The sequence below is a fragment of the Paraburkholderia nodosa genome (assembly GCF_001718195.1).
GTDB classification, from domain to species: Bacteria; Pseudomonadota; Gammaproteobacteria; order Burkholderiales; family Burkholderiaceae; genus Paraburkholderia; species Paraburkholderia nodosa_A.
Genome location: NZ_MCNV01000003.1, coordinates 164,820 through 178,608 on the forward strand (window position 1 = coordinate 164,820; position 13,789 = coordinate 178,608).

Here is a 13,789-nt window from a genome sequence, read left to right on the forward strand (position 1 = left end):
ACACGCCTCGTAAACAGATGAAAAACCGGACTATTTTAGCCGAAAAGGGGTCCCACAGGCTAACCGTCCGCTGATGTAACGGATGTGTGATGGCGCGGGGGCATGTCTTGCGCCGCCCCCGCGCCCGCGTTTCACACACCGCCCGGCGGCGCCGGCGGTATGTTCGGCGCGTCGGCGCTCAGGCCCAGCGTAGCGCGCACGCGTGCTTCGTCGAGACGGTAGTGACACAGCTCGATGCCGTCGCAAAGGAGCACCGGCACGAGCTCGTCGTAACGCGCCTGGATCGCGGGGTCGGAATCGACATCGACGACGTCGAGACGCGCACCCGCCGCGGCGGCGAGCGGCGCGAGCGCCACGCGCATCTCTTCGCACAGATGACACCACGCGCGCCCATACAGCACGAGGTGCGCGCTCGTGCGTTCGAGCGCGCCCGGCGCCGCCGACGAAGACCGCATGGGCGTGCGCATCGGCGTTACTTCTGCCCCGGCGCGCGCGGGCGCAGCGGCACGAATTGCGTGTTGTCGCCGCGACGCACGAGCACCGCGACCGTCTTCTGCGAGTCGAGATGCGCCGTCACCTCCTGGAACTGCTTCGCGCTGGTGATATCCGTGTCGCCCACGCGCAGGATGATGTCGCCCTTCTGCAGGCCGGCGCGCTGTGCGGGGCCATCGACCGAGTCCACCATCGCGCCGCCCTTGATCTTGAGCTGGGCGAGCTGGTCGGCGGGAATATCGACCACCGCGATACCGAGCGCGTTCATCGCGCGCGGCTTGGGCTCGGGCGCCTTTTTCTGGTCGGCCTTCGCGCTCTTGTCGGTCTGCATCTCGGCGATCGTGATCGGTAGATCGCGCGTTGCGCCCTTGCGCCAGATCGTCACGGTCGCCTTGGTGCCCGGCTTCGTGTCGCCGACCATGCGCGGCAGGTCGGTCGCGGCGTCGACGGTCGTGCCGTTGAACTTCAGGATGATGTCGCCCGGCTGGATGCCCGCCTTGTCGGCCGGGCCGCCCGGCTCGACGCTGGAGACCAGCGCGCCTTGCGCCTTGGGCAGACCGAGCGAGTCGGCGACGTCCTTCGTCACCTCGCCGATTGCGACGGCAATGCGGCCGCGCGTGACCTTGCCCGTGGACTTGAGCTGGTCCGCCACGCGCATCGCCTCGTCGATCGGAATCGCGAACGAGATGCCCATGAAGCCGCCGGTGCGGCTATAGATCTGCGAGTTGATGCCGATCACCTCGCCCTGCATGTTGATGAGCGGACCGCCCGAGTTGCCGGGATTCACGGCCACGTCGGTCTGGATGAACGGCAAATAATCGCCCGTGTCGCGACCCTTCGCGCTCACGATGCCCGCCGTCACGGTATTCTCGAGGCCGAACGGCGAACCGATCGCCACGACCCACTCGCCCACGCGCACCTTGTTCGAATCGCCCATCGTCACGGCCGGCAGATTCGCGGCTTGGATCTTCACCACGGCGACGTCCGTGCGGTCGTCCACGCCGATCAGCTTCGCCTTGAATTCGCGCTTGTCGGTGAGCGTCACGTAGATGCTGTCCGCGTCGTCGACCACGTGCGCGTTGGTCATCACGTAGCCGTCGCCCGAGAGGATGAAACCGGAGCCGACGCCGCTGTTCTGTTCGGTGTCGTTGCCGCTGTCCGGGCCGGAGTCCGAACCGCCGCCCGGGCTTCCGCCCTGACTGCCCCCCTGGCCGCCGCCCTGCCCACCCTGCGGCCCTTGCGGGAGCGGGATGCCAAAGAAGCGGCGGAAGAATTCCGACATGTCGCCCTGATCCATGCCCGGCGGCAGGCCGCGCTGAGCTGAGGAGACGCGTGTGGTGGTGCGGATATTGACGACCGACGGCCCCACTTTGTCCACGAGGTCGGCGAAGTCGGGCAGGTTGGCAGCCGGCGCCGCCGCTGCCACGTGCGGTGCCAACGGCAGGCACGCCGCCACGACCGCGGCCGCGAAGAATTTGCGCAGCGGGAGAATCGTCATATCGAAGTCAGCCGAAGGAAGGAGTTACCTGGGAGCCTTGTATTCTATGGCAGACGCGAACTGCTGCAACGTGGTCTGGGGCACTTCGCCAAGCAACGTGATGAAGTAATCGCCGTTGCGCTTCACGAGCACGTGGGTCGCGCCACTGCTGCCCGAGCCTTCCTTGCGACTGTTGTTCTTCACCGGCTCGATAAAGACGGAAAGCGTGGACAGTCCGTCAGAGAATACAGCCTGATCGACCGGGATGGGCGGATCGCTCGCATCGCGCGCCGCCATCGGCCGGCGCACTTCGCGAATCTTCTGAAATCCCGGCGCAGCCTGGCCGAACGACCAGCCCTGCGCTTCGATGTCGACCGGCTGGAGCGGCGGGCGCACCACGTTCCAACCCTCGATATTGCGCATGCCATTGACGATAGGCGTCTTGTCGACGGGTCCGCCGATGCGCACCTGCGTGAACGCGAGCTGCTGGAGCACCTGGCCGTTCGACGGGTCGAGCATCTGCGAGCGCAGCAGGAGACCGGTTTTCGCGTCCGCCCACAGCTTGTAGGCGAAGCGGAAATTGTCCTTCGGGTCGAGCTGGATCACCTGGCTGTCGAGGCCGGCCACGCGGTCGTTGGCGAGCATCTTCGGCTCGTAGACGCCCAGCACCTGGTCCCCGCTCGTGGAAAGCAGCGCCGGGAAAGCGTCCTTGTTCTGGCGCTTTTCGACGACGAGCAGCTTGCGCTCGGGCACGAAGGTATAGAGATCGTCGTTGTGGCGCAGCATTGTGCGCGGCTTGCCGTCGAGGCTTTCGAGCTTTTCGAACTCGCCGTCCTGCTTCGAGGCGTAGTGCGTGATGCGCGAAGATTGCACGAACTCGCCGCGCTGATAGACGAAGGTGCCTTCGTAACTTTGCTGCTGAGCGGCCTGCTGGATGCGGTCGAGCAGCTGTGCCGCGCTCTGGCGCGTGGCGGCATCGGCCGCGGACGCGCCTTGCGCGTGGGCACGCGGGGCGACAGACAGAGCGGTGAACATCGCGGCTGCGCAGCAAAGGAATGCCGGCAACCGCCCCCAGATTGTCTTTTTATTCAACCGCAATGTCTGCATCAAACTTATTGGCCTTGCGTAGTAAGAGCGGCTGAACGGATGTACGGCATGGAATCCGAAATGACCGGCTGCTGCGCGAACTGCTGGTGCGCCTGGAGATATTCGTCGAGGCGAGCGTCGCGGATGATATTGCCGTCCTGACCGCCTGCAACCGGCGCCGGCGTGGTGTTCATCGCCACGCGCTGCACGCCGTCGCCCTGCGACTGCACAGCAGCGATTTGCGGCGCGCCAGCCATGCCCACGCCGCGCATCTGCGGCATGACGATCCACGTGAGCGTGGCGGCCGCAGCCGCCACGGCCAACGACGGCATCACGCGGCGGCGCAGCGCCAGAATGCGGCCAACGCGCTCATTGCGGCCGGCCTGCACCTGCGGCAGCGCAGCCGGTGCGAGCAGATGCGGCTGTGCTTCGAAGCGCGCCGCGAAACCCGTCATGAAGGCGCGGCTTGCCGCCTGGCTGAGGGCCAGATCGTCGGAACGCAGTACGTCGCCGATCAGATGGTACTCCGACCAGGCTGCGCGCCCTTCGCCGTCGAGTTCCAGAAAATTTCCGTTCAGATGCTCCTGCGCCGACGCTTCACCGTCGACGAAGGCGGACAGACGCTCGCTGCGCGAGCTTGATACCGATTGCATCGAGACCGAACCCATGATGCTCCCCATTCCCTAACAGACGTCCCTGTGACACCAACTCATTCTGGTGAATCGCGTCGCCGCCCGGGGCGAAGCTGGTTCTTCTTACCAGCGCTTACCTTCCGGAGTGTCCAGCAGCGGACGCAATTTTGCCGCAATGGCTTCCCGAGCGCGGAAAATTCTCGATCTGACGGTGCCGATCGGGCACCCCATCATCTCGGCGATTTCTTCGTAGCTTAGGCCTTCTATTTCCCGAAGCGTAATGGCGGTGCGCAGCTCTTCCGGTAAAACCGCCATCGCAGCATTGACCGTCTGTGCGATCTGCTTGCTCATCAACATCGACTCGGGCGTATTGATATCCCTTAGTTGATCGGCGTCCGAGAAAGTTTCCGCTTCTTCAGCATCTGCCTCGGTAGAAGTCGGCGCGCGTCTTCCCTGCGTCGCAAGGTAGTTCTTTGCCGTATTGACAGCAATTCGGTACAACCACGTATAGAAAGCCGATTCGCCACGAAATTGCGGTAGTGCGCGGTAAGCCTTGATAAAGGCGTCCTGGGCCACGTCCTCGACCTCGGCGGGGTCCCGCACGAGGCGCGAGATCAGCCGGATGATCTTGCGGTGGTATTTCGAGACCAGGAGCTCGAACGCGGCCTTGTCGCCTTTTTGCACGCGCTCGACCAGAACCTGATCAATTTCTTTTTCGCTCACCTGAAAAATCCGTTAGCACATGAAGTAGACGTGGGGGCACCATTGTAGCGTCCTCGCCACGGTCTCACGTTACGCGAGTAACAGCGGTTACAAGCTTTACAGCGAAAGGAGGCTCAGCGACCGGCCGCGCTGCGCGCGCGCACGGCGAGTGTGCGGAAGGTTTCTGCGGGAACGGCGTCGGCGGCGACGAGAATCGTCGTGCGGCGTGCGCCCTGCTCCACGACGAGCGCGAGCAGCCACGCGCCCCATTGCGACGCGCCGGCAAGCCGCCCGGCCGCGAGGCAGGCGCCATCGCACGACCAGGCCGCGAGAAAATCCGACCCGATTTCGAGGAAGGCCGGTTGCTTGCGGCGCCACGCCGCAGCCGCGAGGCCGCCGGTCGCGAGGAACGCCAGCGTGACCGGCAACGCTTGCCAGACGCCGAGCCAGGGTGCGAGCGCCGTGTAGACGGCGGCCGCGGCCACGCCCAGACCCGCGGCAACGAGCAATTGCAGCGCAAGCGATGGACGCAGGGAAAGAAGCGGCGCGCCCGCGCGCCGCGAGGGGAAAGCAGGAGGGACGCGGCCGGCCGAAGCATTCGGCACGGCCGCTGTCTCGTCGTGCGGGATCAAGCGTGACGCTTGAAGACGAGCGTGCCGTTCGTGCCGCCGAACCCGAACGAGTTCTTCAGCGCGACGTCGATCTTCATGTCCCGCGCGGTGTTCGCGCAGTAGTCCAGGTCGCATGCCGGATCCTGGTTGAAGATGTTGATCGTCGGCGGCGACACCTGGTTATGCACCGCGAGCACCGTAAACACCGATTCCAGGCCGCCCGAGCCACCCAGCAGGTGGCCCGTCATCGACTTGGTAGAGTTCACGACGATGTCCTTCGCGTGGTCACCGAACGCGCGCTTGATCGCGAGGGTTTCCGCGAGGTCGCCGAGCGGCGTCGACGTGCCGTGTGCGCTGAGCCAGTTCACTTCGTTGGCGTTGACGCCCGCGTTCTTCAGCGCGGCGATCATGCAGCGGCGTGCGCCGTCGCCATCTTCCGGCGGAGCGGTCATGTGATACGCATCACCGCTCATGCCGTAGCCGCTGATTTCCGCGTAGATCTTCGCGCCGCGCGCCTTCGCGTGTTCGTACTCTTCGAGCACCATCACGCCCGCGCCTTCGCCGAGCACGAAGCCGTCACGGTCCTTGTCCCACGGACGGCTGGCCGTCGCCGGATCGTCGTTGCGCTGCGAGAGCGCGCGCGCCGCCGCGAAGCCGCCGATGCCGAGCGGAGAGACCGTCGCTTCCGCACCGCCCGCGATCATCACGTCGCAGTCGCCGTATTCGATCAGACGCGACGCTTCGCCGATGCAGTGCAGGCCGGTCGTACAGGCCGTGACCATCGCCAGATTCGGACCCTTGAGGCCGTACTTGATCGACAGATGGCCCGAGATCATGTTGATGATCGAGGCGGGCACGAAGAACGGCGAGATGCGGCGCGGGCCGCGGTTGAGCAGTTCGGTTTGCGTGACTTCGATCATCGGCAGACCGCCGATGCCCGAGCCGACGTTCACGCCGATCCGTTCCGCGTTCGCTTCGGTGACTTCGAGACCGCTGTCCTGGATCGCCTGCATGCCCGCCGCGATGCCGTAATGGATGAACGTGTCCATATGGCGCGCTTCTTTCGCCGGCATGTAGTCTTCGACGTTGAAGCCCTTCACTTCGCCGGCAAAGCGGGTCGAGAAGTTCGTAGCGTCGAACTTCGTGATGTTGGCGATGCCGGACTTCCCGGCGACCAGATTGGCCCAGCCGTCGGCAACATTATTGCCAACAGGCGAAATCAGCCCCAGGCCTGTAACAACAACTCGACGACGGCTCACGGTAACCCCTTATCCATAGATGACAAAAACAAAAGCCACAGAGGCCACAGGAAATGCTCCTGTGAGCCCTGTGGCTAGTTGACCGGCAGATGCCCCGCAGCGAGTGCGGCGGGCGTATGCGGTTTCACGGGCGAGCGTCCTCGCGGGCCGCCAGCGCACTGCGTTGCGCGGCCCAGGCGGGAATCTGGCGCTTAAGCCTTGACGTTCGCGCGAGCGTAGTCGATCGCTTGCTGAACCGTCGTGATCTTCTCGGCTTCCTCGTCCGGGATTTCCATGCCGAACTCGTCTTCGAGAGCCATGACCAGTTCGACGGTGTCGAGCGAGTCGGCGCCCAGGTCGTTCACGAACGAAGCTTCGTTCTTGATTTCAGCTTCGGCGACGCCCAGTTGCTCGGCGACGATCTTCTTGACGCGCTGTTCGATGTTGTCCATTACCCCTCCAAGGGAAAAAAGTTAGCTCATGAATGCGAGTGCGCGCATTTTATCAGGTTTGACCTGGCTGAAAAGCGGCGCTCAAGGTTCCGGAAGGCTATCCGCGACGGCGCTTGCGCAATGTTTTGCATCAAGCGCATCAAGGCGCGGATAGTACCTGAATCCGGTTAAGACATATACATGCCGCCGTTCACGTGCAACGTCGTGCCCGTGATGTAGGCTGCCTGCGGCGACGCGAGGAACGCGACCGCATGCGCGATGTCGTCCGGGCTGCCGAGACGGCCCAACGGAATCTGCTGCTTGAGCACGGCTTGCTGCTCCGCCGGCAAGTCCTTCGTCATGTCGGTGTCGATGAAACCGGGCGCGACGCAGTTCACGGTGATGCCGCGGCTGCCGATCTCGCGTGCGAGCGCGCGCGTCATGCCCGCCACGCCGGCCTTGGCGGCGGCGTAGTTAGCCTGACCCGGGTTGCCCGACGAGCCCACCACCGAGGTGATATTGATGATGCGGCCGCCCTTCGCCTTCATCATCGGGCGCAGCACGGCGCGCGAGAGGCGGAACACCGACTTCAGGTTGGTGTCGATGACCGAGTCCCACTCGTCGTCCTTCATGCGCATCGCCAGGTTGTCCTGCGTGATGCCCGCATTATTGACGAGGATCGCAAGACCGCCGAATTCCTTGACCGTTGCGTCGATCAGCGCCTCCGCCGCAGCGGCGTCGTTCACGTCGAGCACCGCGCCGCGGCCCTTCAGGCCCGCTGCTTCGAAAGCGGCCGAGATGGCCTGCGCGCCGGCTTCGCTCGTTGCCGTACCGATCACCGTCGCGCCCTGGCGCGCCAGTTCCAGCGCGATCGCGCGGCCGATGCCGCGGGTGGCGCCGGTCACGATCGCGGCTTGATTGTCGAGAGTCTTTTCCATCGTTTGAATCCGTTAGCGGTGGTGGCGTAGGCGCTCAGGCCTTCAGAAGCGCGAGCGCTTCGTCGAGCGACTTCGGATCGAGCACCGAGGCGCCGACCAGGTTGCCGTCGATACGCCTGGTGAGGCCCGCAAGCACCTTGCCCGGACCGCATTCGACCACGTGCGTCGCGCCTTGCGCCGCAATGGCCTGCACACATTCGACCCAGCGCACGGCGCCCGCGGCCTGGCGCACGAGCGCGTCGCGGATTTTCGCGGGGTCGGTTTCGAATGCCACGTCGACGTTGTTCACCACGGGGATCTGCGGCGCATTCAGCGTCACGTTCGCGAGATAGTCGCGCAGCTGATCCGAGGCAGGCTTGAGCAGCGACGAGTGGAACGGCGCCGAAACCGGCAGCGGCAGCGCGCGCTTGGCGCCCTTCGCCTTGGCGATCTCGCAGGCCTTCTCGACCGCGCCCTTGTGGCCCGCGATCACGACTTGCGCCGGCGCGTTGAAGTTCACGGCTTCGACCACGCCGCCGCTCGCAGCGGCGGCTTCCGTGCAGACTGCGCGCACGGTGTCGTCGTCGAGACCGAGCACGGCGGCCATGCCGCCCTCGCCCACCGGCACCGCGCTTTGCATCGCCTGCGCGCGAAAGCGCACGAGCGGCACGGCGTCGCGGAATGCGAGGACGCCGGCGGCGACGAGCGCCGTGTATTCGCCGAGGCTGTGGCCCGCGACGATGGCAGGCAGAGGGCCGCCCGCCTGCTGCCACGCGCGATAGACGGCGTAGGCGGCGGTGAGCATGACCGGCTGCGTGTTGGTGGTGAGATTGAGTTCTTCGGCGGGGCCTTCGGCGATCAGCTTGCCGAGGTCCTGGCCCAGCGCGTCGGACGCTTCTTGCAGCGTCTCGCGCACGATGGCGTTATCGGCGAAGGCGTCGAGCATGCCGACGGCCTGCGAGCCTTGTCCGGGAAAAACGAACGCGAATTTCATAACGTCCCCAAATTCGATCAATACGGGTGGGCAATGCGCTCGGATGAACCGCCGCCGGCTGCGCGCGACATGCGCGTCGTGCGCCAGGACCAGCTGCGGGAGCGCGAAAGCCCGCTCAGGATGCTTAGAAGCGGATGACGGAGGCGCCCCAGGTGAAGCCGCCGCCGACGCCTTCGATCAGCACGTTGTGGCCGCGCTTGATGCGGCCGTCGCGCACCGCGACGTCGAAAGCGAGCGGAATGGAGGCCGCCGAGGTGTTGCCATGTTCGCCCACCGTCACCACCATGCGCTCGGCGGGCAGGCCGAGCTTGCGGCAGGTGCCCTGCATGATGCGGATGTTGGCCTGGTGCGGAATCAGCCAGTCGACCTGGTCGGCGGTGAGCTGCGCCTTGTCGAGCGCCTCGATCGCGACCTTTTCGAGCACGTTCACGGCCAGCTTGAACACGGCCTGGCCGTCCATGTGCAGGAACGCGTTGCCCGCGATCACGCCGCCGTGCACGTTGCCCGGCGTGCACAGGATGTGCGCGTAGCTGCCGTCGGCGTGCAGCGCGCTCGAAAGCACGCCCGGTTCGCTCGACGCCTGCAGGATGATCGCGCCTGCGCCGTCGCCGAACAGCACACAGGTGGTGCGATCGTTGAAATCGAGAATTCGCGAGAAGGTCTCCGCGCCGACCACGAGCGCCGTGCGATGCTGGCCGCTGCGGATCAGGCTGTCGGCTACCGAAACGGCGTACGCGAAGCCCGAGCACACGGCCTGCACGTCGAACGCCGCGCCGTGATTGCGGATGCCGAGCTTGTTCTGCAAGAGGCAGGCCGTGCTCGGAAAGACGAAATCGGGCGTGGAAGTGGCGACGATGATGAGGTCGATCGACTGCGGATCGACGTCGGCTGCCGCGATCGCGCGCTGCGATGCCGCAAGCGCGAGATCGCTCGTCGTGACGTCGGGCGCGGCGAAGTGGCGCGCGTGAATGCCCGTGCGGGCCACGATCCACTCGTCGCTCGTTTCGACGCCTTTTGCGGCGAGCCGTTCGGCCAGTTCCTGGTTGGTGACGCGATCAGGCGGAAGGTAGCTGCCCGTGCCGATCACGCGGGAATAGAGAGTCGATTGAGCCATTATGCCTTCGAGGATGATGCGGCGCCGGGCGGTACCTCGCCCGCTGCCTGGCTGGGCGCACTGGTAGCCTGCCCCGCCTGCGCGGCTTGCACGTTCTGGGCGCCGCCGGGCTCGTCTGCCGCCTGTTCGAGCGAACCGGCGTTTTCTTCCATGGCGTGCGCGAGGCGCTCCAGCACGCCATTTTTGACGGCATCATACCCGCGATTGATCGCACACTCAAACGCGTAGGCATCGGCCGAGCCGTGGCTCTTGATGACGAGGCTCTTCAGGCCGAGCAGCGCAGCGCCGTTGTACTGGCGATGGTCGACACGCTTCTTGAAGCGCATGAGCACGGGCAGTGCGGCAATCGCCATGAGCTTCGTGAGCCACGAGCGGCCGAACTCTTCCTTGATCATGTCGTTGAGCATCTGCGCGAGGCCCTCCGACGTCTTGAGCGCGACATTCCCAACGAAACCGTCACAGACGATGACGTCGACGGTGCCCTTGTAAATGTCGTTGCCTTCGACGTTGCCGCGGAAGTTCAGCGTGCTCGCGCGCAGGAGCTCGCCCGCGCGCTTGATGGTGTCGTTGCCCTTGATGACTTCTTCGCCGATATTCAGGAGCCCGATGGTTGGGCGATCCTTGCCCTCGAGCGCCGCGACGAGCGCGTGGCCCATCTCCGCGAACTGCAGCAGGTGCTGCGGTTCGCAGTCGACGTTCGCGCCGAGGTCGAGCATCGTCGTATAGCCGCGCGGGTTCGGCAGCGCGAAGGCGATGGCCGGGCGTTCGATGCCGGGCAACGTCTTGAGCACGTAGCGCGAGACCGCCATTAGCGCACCGGTATTGCCGGCCGAGATGCAGGCTTGCGCCTCGCCCTCTTTCACGCGATTGAGCGCGACGCGCATCGACGAATCTTTTTTCTTGCGCAGGGCGACTTCAACCGGATCGTCCATTTCGACGACCTCGGTGGCGGGCACGACGGTAAGCGCGGGATGGTCCGACGCCTTCAGCTTCTTCAACTGGGCGCGAACCGCCGACTCGACGCCCACGAGCATGAGATGCGCGTCGGGGTGCGAGCGGACGAAATGGACTGCGGCAGGCACCGTCACAGACGGGCCGTGGTCGCCTCCCATGCAATCTATCGTGAGCGTAACAGTCATGGAATGCGACGGATTTCAGGCATAAAAAAGCGGCAGTTGAATGCCGCCTTTTTGCCGAGCCGAAATATGGTCAAGCGAACGGAATCGTCAGATGCGGCGCCAGATGTCAAACACTGCGCCGCACGCTGAAACGATTAGTCGTTCTTGGTCTTGACGACTTTCTTGCCGCGGTAGTAGCCGTTCGGGCTGATGTGGTGACGCAGATGCACTTCACCCGTGCTCGGCTCGACGGCCAGGGGCGCGCCCGTGAGGAAATCGTGCGAGCGGTGCATACCGCGCTTCGACGGCGACTTCTTGTTTTGTTGAACTGCCATGATAACTCCTGAAAATTTTCCGAATTCTAACACAGCCCGATCCGGCCGCCGCCACCCTTGGGGGATGGCCGGACTCCGGGCTCAGGCCCACGCGTCTGGTACTGCCTGCCCCGCACAGCCGCCCAAGGCTTCCCTTAGTGCTTGCTGCCAGGACCGTCCTTCTTGAGCGATTCGAGCGCCGCAAACGGGTTGACGCGCTCTTCCGGCTCGATTTCCTGCTCCGGCACGTCGTCTACGGAATCCACGCCTTCCGCGCCGTCGGGACCCGAGGCGAGGCTTTCGTGAATTTCCGGACAGACTTCGTGCTTCGGCACCAGCGGCAGCGCGAGCAACAGCTCCTCTTCGATCAAGTCGACGAGATCGAAATGGCGCGAGCCCACGATCACTTCGACTTCATCGTCGTCGAGCGGAAACTCGTCCGCCTCTTCTTCCGTCTGGACGATACGGAAGGTCGCATCCGCATTGAATGCCTGCTCGTAGGGAGCGAGGCACCGCTGGCACGTGAGCCACGCGCCACCGTGAACAGCCAGCCGCAGGTATGGCTGCGGCCCTTCGGTGCCGTCGTCCTGCAATTCCTGCTGGGTAAAGCCCGCAGCCTGCCAGGTGAACGCGGTGTCGCGATCTGGCGCCTCGGCCGGGACTTCGTTTAACATGCGCGGCAGTTGCGAGACGCGCACGACGCCTGCCGCTTCGCGCTCGCTGCGCGCGAATTCGAAGATATCGAAGTCGCGCGGATTCAATTCGGCGCCAGCAGGCTTGCCAGTGTGTTCGGTCATGTGCGCTCTCCTGCTTCAAGGCTTAGGGCGCGGCGAGCGATGCGCGAAAGCCGCCAGCGGCCCGCAGCAATCCAGCCTGGCCGGCCCGCACGGGTCGCTATCGACCTGCGCTTGCCAACATTCGCCATCGACACGCTACTGCCGGCAAGGTCATTCGAGCCGTGACGCCGCGAAATTCAGGCGCCCGCACAAGACGTGCGACGAGAGCGTACCGATGAAAAGCCCAAAATCATATCGCCTTTATCTTTGTGAGTCAAACACTTAAGCTCGCGTACGCAAGTGTCTGTGCAAGCGCGGTCTTCGGGAGCCTCTGACGACGTTTTGCGGGATATCCGCCCCCGTTTTCACGGCGAAATCCGCCCGAAAATCGCCAAACCACAGCCGCCTTTTTTCCAGCCGCATACACAGCCACATTCGCAGCCGCTCTTCCATACTCCGATACTCAGATCGAACATGCAGGATTCTCCCTCGCAGGCCCCGCGCACGGGCCGCCCCGCCCTCATCCTCGCCTCCAGCTCGCGCTACCGGCGCGAGTTGCTCGAGCGCCTGCGCATTCCCTTCGACACGGCCGTGCCCGCCGTCGACGAAACGCCGCAGCCCGGCGAAACGCCCGAAGCGACGGCGCTGCGCCTGGCTACCGCGAAGGCCCGCGCCGTGGCCGCCGCGCTGCCCGCCGGCGCGGCGCGAACGCTGGTGATCGGCTCCGACCAGGTCGCCACCTTCGATGGCCGCCAGATCGGCAAGCCCGGCACGCACGAGCGCGCGCTCGAGCAGTTGCTGGCCATGCGCGGCCGCGAAGTGTTGTTCCATAGTGCCCTGAGCGTGCTCGACACCGCGACTGGCCAAACGGATACCGTCGATGTCGTCACGAAGGTGCGCTTTCGCGACCTGCCCGACGCCGCGCTCGACGCCTACCTGCGCGCCGAAACGCCTTACGACTGCGCGGGCAGCGCGAAAGCGGAAGGGCTTGGCATCACGCTGCTCGAAGCGATCGAATCTGACGACCCCACCGCCCTGATTGGCCTGCCGCTCATCGCGCTCACGCGCATGCTGCTTGCCGCGGGATACCCGTTGCTGGAGACGCAAGCATGAGCCTCGGCACCCTCTATCTGATTCCCAACACGCTCGGCGAAGGCGACGACGACGCGCTCAATGCCGTCCTGCCGACGCCCGTGCGCGAACGCGCGGGTGCACTCGCCAGCTACATCGGCGAAAACGCGAAGACCACGCGCGCCTTCCTCAAGCGCGTGGGCACGACGCGGCCGATCCAGGAAATCGAGATCCGCGAACTCAATGTCAACACGCCCGCCGGCGAGGTCGAAAAGCTGCTCGCCCCGCTGCTCGCGGGCATCGACACGGGGCTCGTTTCCGAGGCGGGCGTGCCCGCAGTCGCCGATCCGGGCGCGCTGCTCGTGCGGCGCGCGCACGAGCGCGGCATCAAGGTCGTGCCGCTCGTGGGTCCGAGTTCGATTCTGCTCGCGTTGATGGCGTCGGGCCTGAACGGCCAGAGCTTCGCGTTTCACGGATACCTGCCCGTCGACGCGAACGAGCGCGTGAAAAAGCTGCGCGATCTCGAGCAGATCTCGCGCAAGGGCAAGCAGACGCAGATCTTCATCGAGACGCCCTACCGCAACCGCACGCTGCTCGACGCGCTGCTCGCGACCTGTGCGCCCTCCACGCTCGTGTGCGTCGCCGCCGATCTCACGCTGCCCACGGAGACGATCGTAAGCCGCGCCGTGTCCGACTGGAAAAAGAAGCCCGCGCCCGAATTGCACAAGCGGCCGGCGATCTTCCTGCTGCTCGCGCACTGAACCCTTCGGCGCGCAAAAACGAATCGGCCGCTGCGCAACCCTCGCGCAGCGGCCG

Annotated in this window: 16 protein-coding genes; 2 read left to right on the forward strand and 14 right to left on the reverse strand. The window is 65.1% G+C overall.

What is annotated here, in order from left to right:
• Window positions 1–131: 131 nt before the first annotated feature.
• The 14 genes from BFD71_RS06990 to BFD71_RS07055 form a co-directional block, all read right to left on the reverse strand.
• On the reverse strand, window positions 132–467 hold the full coding sequence (locus BFD71_RS06990) for a glutaredoxin family protein (protein ID WP_256094519.1): 336 nt from the start codon (window positions 465–467) through the stop codon (window positions 132–134).
• A gap of 5 nt (window positions 468–472) precedes the next feature.
• A complete protein-coding gene (locus tag BFD71_RS06995; RefSeq protein ID WP_069262569.1) occupies window positions 473–1,990 on the reverse strand; it encodes a DegQ family serine endoprotease in 1,518 nt (505 codons plus the stop codon).
• A 24-nt stretch (window positions 1,991–2,014) separates the two neighbouring features.
• Window positions 2,015–3,076, reverse strand: a complete 1,062-nt coding sequence (locus BFD71_RS07000) for a MucB/RseB C-terminal domain-containing protein (protein ID WP_069262932.1) — start codon at window positions 3,074–3,076, stop codon at window positions 2,015–2,017.
• Window positions 3,077–3,081: 5 nt separating this feature from the next.
• Entirely contained in the window at window positions 3,082–3,723 is a 642-nt protein-coding gene (locus BFD71_RS07005; RefSeq protein WP_069262933.1) for a sigma-E factor negative regulatory protein, read from the reverse strand.
• Between the two features lie 87 nt (window positions 3,724–3,810).
• Complete coding sequence (gene rpoE / locus BFD71_RS07010; protein WP_027795258.1) at window positions 3,811–4,410, reverse strand: RNA polymerase sigma factor RpoE; 600 nt, start codon at window positions 4,408–4,410, stop codon at window positions 3,811–3,813.
• Window positions 4,411–4,523: 113 nt separating this feature from the next.
• Complete coding sequence (locus tag BFD71_RS07015; protein WP_256094520.1) at window positions 4,524–4,994, reverse strand: protein YgfX; 471 nt, start codon at window positions 4,992–4,994, stop codon at window positions 4,524–4,526.
• Between the two features lie 23 nt (window positions 4,995–5,017).
• On the reverse strand, window positions 5,018–6,259 hold the full coding sequence (fabF, locus tag BFD71_RS07020; protein WP_069262570.1) for a beta-ketoacyl-ACP synthase II: 1,242 nt from the start codon (window positions 6,257–6,259) through the stop codon (window positions 5,018–5,020).
• A gap of 191 nt (window positions 6,260–6,450) precedes the next feature.
• A complete protein-coding gene (gene acpP / locus BFD71_RS07025; protein WP_004197638.1) occupies window positions 6,451–6,690 on the reverse strand; it encodes an acyl carrier protein in 240 nt (79 codons plus the stop codon).
• A 167-nt stretch (window positions 6,691–6,857) separates the two neighbouring features.
• Window positions 6,858–7,607: a 3-oxoacyl-ACP reductase FabG gene (gene fabG / locus BFD71_RS07030; protein WP_069262571.1), complete on the reverse strand. Its 750-nt coding sequence runs from the start codon at window positions 7,605–7,607 to the stop codon at window positions 6,858–6,860.
• 34 nt (window positions 7,608–7,641) lie between these two features.
• Window positions 7,642–8,580: an ACP S-malonyltransferase gene (gene fabD / locus BFD71_RS07035; RefSeq protein WP_069262572.1), complete on the reverse strand. Its 939-nt coding sequence runs from the start codon at window positions 8,578–8,580 to the stop codon at window positions 7,642–7,644.
• A 124-nt stretch (window positions 8,581–8,704) separates the two neighbouring features.
• Window positions 8,705–9,694: a beta-ketoacyl-ACP synthase III gene (locus BFD71_RS07040; protein ID WP_069262573.1), complete on the reverse strand. Its 990-nt coding sequence runs from the start codon at window positions 9,692–9,694 to the stop codon at window positions 8,705–8,707.
• Window positions 9,694–10,833, reverse strand: coding sequence for a phosphate acyltransferase PlsX (plsX, locus tag BFD71_RS07045; protein WP_069262574.1), 1,140 nt, complete (start codon window positions 10,831–10,833; stop codon window positions 9,694–9,696). Before plsX ends, BFD71_RS07040 begins: the two co-directional genes overlap by 1 nt.
• A gap of 134 nt (window positions 10,834–10,967) precedes the next feature.
• Window positions 10,968–11,147: a 50S ribosomal protein L32 gene (gene rpmF, locus BFD71_RS07050; RefSeq protein WP_018441573.1), complete on the reverse strand. Its 180-nt coding sequence runs from the start codon at window positions 11,145–11,147 to the stop codon at window positions 10,968–10,970.
• A 134-nt stretch (window positions 11,148–11,281) separates the two neighbouring features.
• Entirely contained in the window at window positions 11,282–11,923 is a 642-nt protein-coding gene (locus tag BFD71_RS07055; RefSeq protein ID WP_069262575.1) for a DUF177 domain-containing protein, read from the reverse strand.
• A gap of 453 nt (window positions 11,924–12,376) precedes the next feature.
• On the opposite strand from BFD71_RS07055, the gene BFD71_RS07060 reads away from it, so the two are divergent.
• Window positions 12,377–13,015 carry a Maf-like protein gene (locus BFD71_RS07060; protein WP_069262576.1) on the forward strand — a complete coding sequence of 213 codons (639 nt, stop codon included), beginning with the start codon at window positions 12,377–12,379 and terminating at the stop codon, window positions 13,013–13,015.
• Window positions 13,012–13,734, forward strand: a complete 723-nt coding sequence (locus tag BFD71_RS07065; protein WP_069262577.1) for an SAM-dependent methyltransferase — start codon at window positions 13,012–13,014, stop codon at window positions 13,732–13,734. Before BFD71_RS07060 ends, BFD71_RS07065 begins: the two co-directional genes overlap by 4 nt.
• Window positions 13,735–13,789: the final 55 nt, after the last annotated feature.

Bases quoted from the DNA above. Each gene is read 5' to 3' on its own strand.
- BFD71_RS07060 (WP_069262576.1), top strand. From the start codon at position 12,377: ATGCAGGATTCTCCCTCGCAGGCCCCGCGCACGGGCCGCCCCGCCCTC.
- BFD71_RS07040 (WP_069262573.1), bottom strand. From the start codon at position 9,694: ATGGCTCAATCGACTCTCTATTCCCGCGTGATCGGCACGGGCAGCTAC.
- BFD71_RS06990 (WP_256094519.1), bottom strand. From the start codon at position 467: ATGCGCACGCCCATGCGGTCTTCGTCGGCGGCGCCGGGCGCGCTCGAA.
- plsX (WP_069262574.1), bottom strand. From the start codon at position 10,833: ATGACTGTTACGCTCACGATAGATTGCATGGGAGGCGACCACGGCCCG.
- BFD71_RS06995 (WP_069262569.1), bottom strand. From the start codon at position 1,990: ATGACGATTCTCCCGCTGCGCAAATTCTTCGCGGCCGCGGTCGTGGCG.
- rpmF (WP_018441573.1), bottom strand. From the start codon at position 11,147: ATGGCAGTTCAACAAAACAAGAAGTCGCCGTCGAAGCGCGGTATGCAC.
- fabG (WP_069262571.1), bottom strand. From the start codon at position 7,607: ATGGAAAAGACTCTCGACAATCAAGCCGCGATCGTGACCGGCGCCACC.
- acpP (WP_004197638.1), bottom strand. From the start codon at position 6,690: ATGGACAACATCGAACAGCGCGTCAAGAAGATCGTCGCCGAGCAACTG.
- fabD (WP_069262572.1), bottom strand. From the start codon at position 8,580: ATGAAATTCGCGTTCGTTTTTCCCGGACAAGGCTCGCAGGCCGTCGGC.
- BFD71_RS07000 (WP_069262932.1), bottom strand. From the start codon at position 3,076: ATGCAGACATTGCGGTTGAATAAAAAGACAATCTGGGGGCGGTTGCCG.
- BFD71_RS07005 (WP_069262933.1), bottom strand. From the start codon at position 3,723: ATGGGTTCGGTCTCGATGCAATCGGTATCAAGCTCGCGCAGCGAGCGT.
- BFD71_RS07055 (WP_069262575.1), bottom strand. From the start codon at position 11,923: ATGACCGAACACACTGGCAAGCCTGCTGGCGCCGAATTGAATCCGCGC.
- BFD71_RS07065 (WP_069262577.1), top strand. From the start codon at position 13,012: ATGAGCCTCGGCACCCTCTATCTGATTCCCAACACGCTCGGCGAAGGC.